Origin of the sequence: Methanobacterium formicicum, from assembly GCF_029848115.1 — an archaeon.
Lineage (GTDB): Archaea > Methanobacteriota > Methanobacteria > Methanobacteriales > Methanobacteriaceae > Methanobacterium > Methanobacterium formicicum.
The window spans coordinates 32,501-37,500 of sequence record NZ_JARVXG010000050.1 but is presented as its reverse complement, the minus strand read 5'-3'; the positions used below and the strand labels follow the sequence as shown (position 1 = coordinate 37,500).

Genomic DNA, 5,000 nt, shown 5'->3' with positions numbered 1-5,000 from the left:
CCACATGCTGTTTTATCTCATTTATAGCTGCCGAGGCCATGTCGTAACGGGCAAAGGTAGTATCGCAGATTCCAATTTTCATGTTTATCACACTGCTGGTTTGCAAGTTTTCCATTAAATTAAAAGTTTTGATTAAAAGGTCACTCTTTTTTGATAAATTAAATTATGAATAGACCAGTTTTTTGATTCAGTCTCTTGATAGATCAGTCTTGGTCTTGCTATTGTTACTGGATTTATATGAATATTTGTGTAGAAATTTACAACCACTTTTGGTGTAAACTCATAACCCTAAAATAAAAGGCAGGACGATTATTCTCAGGATAGGCCTGGATTTATTCTAAATTTCATTCTCAAAATAATATGAATTCCTTCTAAATTAAAAATAAGCAATTACTGGACATATTATGGGTTTTAATGGACATTTTATGTGTGAAAAATAAAAATTCTGAAAATGTAAGAAAAGGGTGTTAGTTCACCCTTATATTCCAAAGGACTTTTTCAGTAATTCCACGTTTACGTATCCACCCCGGAATAATTCTCCGGTGGTGAGGTCGTTGATAACCACTTCAGCTGGTGCAAACATTCCCTTGTCGATCTGGAAGAAGTCGAAGTTGGCTTCCTTGAAGACATCGTAGAATGGTTTTCCGTATCCATCAGCAGCAGATGAAGGTAATTTTTCTGCCAGTTCTTTCAGGTTGTCTTTGGTCTCGGATTCTATGTAGTAGTAGGTTCGACCTCCGAATAAGACTGCGTCGTTGGTTTTTCCCATGGCCTTCATTCCATCCGGATCCACTGGTGCTATGGGAGCTATACCTGCTGCGTGTTTAACCTTGTTCACGTCGAAGTGTAGTGCTTCCAGCATTTTGTAGGTTCCGTTTTCCACCACTCTTCCCGCGATCTGGATGGAACCAACCAGGGATGAAGTGGGTGCCACCAGGGCGTAGACATTTTCCGGTGCTACTTTACATTCTTTAGCCACGTAATCCATGACATCCACTCCCGGAAGCTTGTCTGATTCCAGGGTGATGATGGCCAGGTCAGCTTCGTCCATGTAACCGATTTCTTCATAGGTTTCCTCTGGTTTTAAGGCCAGTGCTCGGGCTGGGCCAGATCCCAGGGCGAAAAAGTCACCTACGCTCACGGACCAACCTGCTTTCTGCGATCCCAAGGTTGAAATAGCTGGCTGGTGAGTTTTTATCTTCACTGAGGGTATTGCGAAGTTTTCAGAGAGGTCTCCAGGGATGGATATTCCCACTTCGGCCAGTCCACCCAGGCAAACTTTGGTGTAGAGTTCTCCTGCTTTGAAACTTCCAGCTACATCTACCCCTGCATCGATAACTGTTGAACCGTTTTCCAGTTTGTGAACAGCAATGTTAAGGTCGTCTGCATTCTCAATCATTAAGTCTACTGTTTTTTTAGCTTCTAAATTAACACTTACCATCTCATCATCTCCAATGAAAGTGAAATCCACGGGATAAATAAAAATTTATCCATTTAGTATATTCATTATAACTCCTTTGATCAACTGGGATTTTTAAGTTTTTTTATTTGTTCCTAGATTTAGCAAACCAGTTGTACAAAAATTAAAAAAATAATAATAAATAAACTCTAAAAATAGGAACCATTTTTAAATTCTGGATTATACTCTTAAGGCTTCTTCAAAGTTCACCTGGTATATGTGGGCACTGATGGAGTGTATGGTTAGACTTCCCACTTCCACTCCCACTTCTTCTGCAACGTATTTGGCCAGATGGGTTAATCCCACGGCATTGGGGAACCAGGCTCCGTATATGTCATGAGAACGCCATAATCCTGTGGTGTGCAGTTTTCCATCCCTTATTTTAAAGTCCACCAGTATCATGCAGGGTACTTCTTCATTCTTGGTGTCGGTGGTAGGGTCCCAGGTTACAGATATGGCCCTTCGAGATTCTCTACAGTTTTTAAGGCGCCGGATAGCTTCTCCTATCTGATCTATCCCTTCAAAGTGTCCTCTTAAACGGTTTCCATAGGTGTACACAAATCCCTGTTTATCATCACTCAGGAACTGTTCCGCGTATATCTCCAGTTTTTCACCGCTCCAGAAGTATCCCTTGGGAATTTCCAGTTCCAGCGGCCTTTTAATATTAACCACTGTGTTACGAATCTCCAGTGTCAGGGAGCCTCTTTCGTCCTTTATTTCTGCACCTTTTTCCATTACCCTTTTTACCAGTGTTTCCCAACCAGATTTTATGGTGGGGGTTTTAATCAGGATAGCCATCCCACTGCCTCCGTCATGTTCTTCAGTTTTTGATAAGCCACCTCACGAGGTAGCATACGCATTCCACAGTCCGGGTCTACCAACATGTTATCTGCTCCTATAATTTCCATTCCTTCCTTCAGGAGGGTGTGGATTTCTTCTGAACTTTCCACTCGTTCTGTTTTGGTGTCCACACATCCAAAGCCGATCTTTTTACCCCCCAGATCTGTATTCTGGAGGACTTCCAGATTTTTCCGGATACCGGCAAATTCACAGTCAATGATGTCCACTGGGAATTTCAGGAGTTTGCCCAAGATCTGTCCCACATCCCCACACACGTGCATGGCCAGGGGTACTTTCAATCCATTTTGAGCTATTTTTATGGCTTGGTGGGCGGTTTTCATATCAGCCATACCCGTGGAGAGGAAGGGTTCATCAAATTGTATCAGTGCAGCACCCGCCTTTTCCAGGTATTTTGCTTCACGGTTAAGGGCGTGGGCCAGGTCAATGATGGCTTTATCTCGTTTTTCCACGGTGTAGAATCCTTCCATTCGTGAAGACAAAACCAGGGTAGTGGGACCGGTTATTATGCCCTTCACTCCCCGGGCAGCTTGGTTAAATTCACCGTTAATTAAAACTTGTTCTGCCGCCTTAAAATCTCCAGATATCTGATTTGCAGTTTTCAAAGCGATTTTAATATCATTAGCACCTATTGAGTAGTTGAGTGGGAGTATTTTCCCCTTTATCTTGGAGGTTCCCTCTTCCCAGGCCATTCCAGTTATTTCACAGGCGAATATTTCCACCATATCCCCTCGTACCTGCCCGGTGGAGACCAGGTTTACACCGGACTTTACCTGGTCCTTAACCGCAGATTCCACTGCTGCCTGGTAAGGATCGTAATTACCCAGAAGGGAGGATAGTTTAGAAGAAAACGAAGATGGTTCCTGGGGGTGTGATGGGTAGCTTCCAACTACAGTGGTTAACATTGCAGACCTCACTCGAATGTTTTTGAATATTTATTTCTAACTGGTGGTTTTTTAAACTTAATCCATAAATTTGGATATTCAATCACTAAATATGGCATTTTCAATATATAAAATCAACACTACCTTTCTGCCAGTATTTAATTAAAGTAAAAAACATAAAATTAAGACAATGCATAAAATAGGTAATTTAAAAGAATTTTGAAGGAGGATTTTATATGGAATTTGCCGATTGTGTGAAATTCGCCAATGAAAACCCGGTTGCCTGGCTGGCAACTGTTGAAGGGGACCAACCCCGTGTTAGGGGAATGGGGATGTGGTATGCTGACGAGACTGGTTTTTACTTCCAGACAGCCACCATGAAAGAGATGGTGGGGCAGCTGGAGAAAAATGGTAAGGTGGAATTTGCATTCTACCATCCCGATGAGGCCGTGGGGACCATGCTAAGGGTTTCTGGTGAGGTTGAATTCTTGGATGACGTAGAAATCAAAAAGAAAGTCCTGGCAGACCGACCCTTCCTGGCAGAGTTTGGACTCACTGCTGAAGGTCCAGAACTGGTTGTATTCAGGATTTCTAATGGTGAAGCCCACTTCTGGGACTGGGAGAGCAATGTAAAGCCCAAAGAGATCATTAAATTTTGATAGTGAACTGTTAGTATGAGAATGGAATCATATTTTATCCATTCTCATTTACTTGTCCCTTCCCATTTACCCATTTTTGATTTAATTTTAAATTTCAAAGTATGATTTTAAGTTATGTCACCTTACCTTCCGGTAATTCATTTATTTTCGGTTTAAGGTAGTAATCAACATCATTTTTTTTAGTGTGTAATCTTAAGAGAGATAATTAGTACCTTCTCACCAAGATTACAGTGATGTGATTAGTGCGGCTCATCCTTAACACCAGGGATATATTTTTACCTATTCACATACAACCAATCATCATAATCCCAAAATTCGAAGAACATTTTTCCAGGAGAATAAAAAACAAGGGGATGTGATGTTATTTCAGTAATAGACGAACCTAACCCTAAGGCAATCCCAAATACGACAAATGGAATAATTCGAAGCCGAATAATCCATAATTCCCAGGGAGAAGCTATAGACCACCGGATTGTAGATGTCAATGAAGCTTTCCAGAACATTACCGGACTTGATTGCCTGGAAGTTATGGGTCAGAGTAATAAAGAAGTTTTTGAAGACCCCTTATTCTTAAATATATTCAAAAAAATGGAATCCGTGGAAAATTCAGAGAGTTTTGAGGAATATTCAGTTCAATTCAATAAACACTTGGAAATTTTCTCTTTTTCTGTAGGGAAAAATGAATACGCCACTATTTTTAAGGATATATCACAACGTGAGCTTTTTTTAAGGAAGAAAGAGGAATTGGAAAAGGAAATAACATCCCGCCTAAAACAACAATCCGCACTATCCGAAATAAGTCAACTAACCCTATCAAATGCTTCTTTAAAGGAAATATTCCACAAGACAACAGAGATATTAGCCGAAGCTCTCCAAGTGGATTACAGTAAAATTTTAAGGCTGTTACCCCAAGAACAGCAATTTATAATGGAAGCTGGAGTGGGATGGGAGGTTCCTAGCCGTGATAACTATATTATCCTGGACAATCTTGAATCACAGGCTGGTTACACCTTACTTTCTGAAAAGCCAGTGATTGTGGAGGATCTTTCCCTGGAAACCAGATTTTCAGGACCACAACTACTTGTGGATCACGGGGTTACCAGCGGGGTGAGTGTTATTATTGGGCCCCTAAAGGATCCC

6 protein-coding genes (2 of these 6 running past the window's edge) are annotated in these 5,000 nt (G+C 41.2%); 2 read left to right on the top strand and 4 right to left on the bottom strand.

The genetic code is table 11. From position 1 onward, the window contains the following. The 4 genes from ribC to QC759_RS06935 form a co-directional block, all read right to left on the bottom strand. Positions 1–82, bottom strand: the start of a protein-coding gene (gene ribC / locus QC759_RS06950; RefSeq protein WP_048073693.1) for a riboflavin synthase. Its footprint begins 377 nt before the window's first position; 82 of the gene's 459 nt are visible here — the first part of the coding sequence; it begins with the start codon at positions 80–82; the stop codon falls past the left edge of the window. Positions 83–478: 396 nt separating this feature from the next. Beyond that, positions 479–1,441, bottom strand: a complete 963-nt coding sequence (gene mch, locus QC759_RS06945) for a methenyltetrahydromethanopterin cyclohydrolase (protein ID WP_048073694.1) — start codon at positions 1,439–1,441, stop codon at positions 479–481. Between the two features lie 198 nt (positions 1,442–1,639). Continuing rightward, complete coding sequence (locus tag QC759_RS06940) at positions 1,640–2,257, bottom strand: thymidylate synthase (RefSeq protein WP_048073695.1); 618 nt, start codon at positions 2,255–2,257, stop codon at positions 1,640–1,642. Continuing rightward, complete coding sequence (locus QC759_RS06935) at positions 2,245–3,222, bottom strand: methionine synthase (protein WP_048073696.1); 978 nt, start codon at positions 3,220–3,222, stop codon at positions 2,245–2,247. The genes QC759_RS06940 and QC759_RS06935 overlap by 13 nt, the downstream gene beginning before the upstream one ends. A gap of 215 nt (positions 3,223–3,437) precedes the next feature. On the opposite strand from QC759_RS06935, the gene QC759_RS06930 reads away from it, so the two are divergent. Together QC759_RS06930 and QC759_RS06925 are read left to right on the top strand one after the other, a co-directional pair. Beyond that, positions 3,438–3,860 (top strand): pyridoxamine 5'-phosphate oxidase family protein, encoded by a 423-nt coding sequence (locus tag QC759_RS06930; protein ID WP_048073697.1) that lies wholly within the window; start codon positions 3,438–3,440, stop codon positions 3,858–3,860. Between the two features lie 363 nt (positions 3,861–4,223). Further along, positions 4,224–5,000: the beginning of a histidine kinase dimerization/phosphoacceptor domain -containing protein gene (locus QC759_RS06925; protein WP_334097731.1), read on the top strand. The gene runs 1,131 nt beyond the window's last position; only the first 777 of its 1,908 coding nucleotides appear in the window; it begins with the start codon at positions 4,224–4,226; its stop codon lies off the right edge, out of view.

Excerpts from the sequence above, each read along its gene's own strand:
- mch (WP_048073694.1), bottom strand. The coding sequence starts at position 1,441 with ATGGTAAGTGTTAATTTAGAAGCTAAAAAAACAGTAGACTTAATGATT.
- QC759_RS06940 (WP_048073695.1), bottom strand. The coding sequence starts at position 2,257 with ATGGCTATCCTGATTAAAACCCCCACCATAAAATCTGGTTGGGAAACA.
- QC759_RS06935 (WP_048073696.1), bottom strand. The coding sequence starts at position 3,222 with ATGTTAACCACTGTAGTTGGAAGCTACCCATCACACCCCCAGGAACCA.
- QC759_RS06930 (WP_048073697.1), top strand. The coding sequence starts at position 3,438 with ATGGAATTTGCCGATTGTGTGAAATTCGCCAATGAAAACCCGGTTGCC.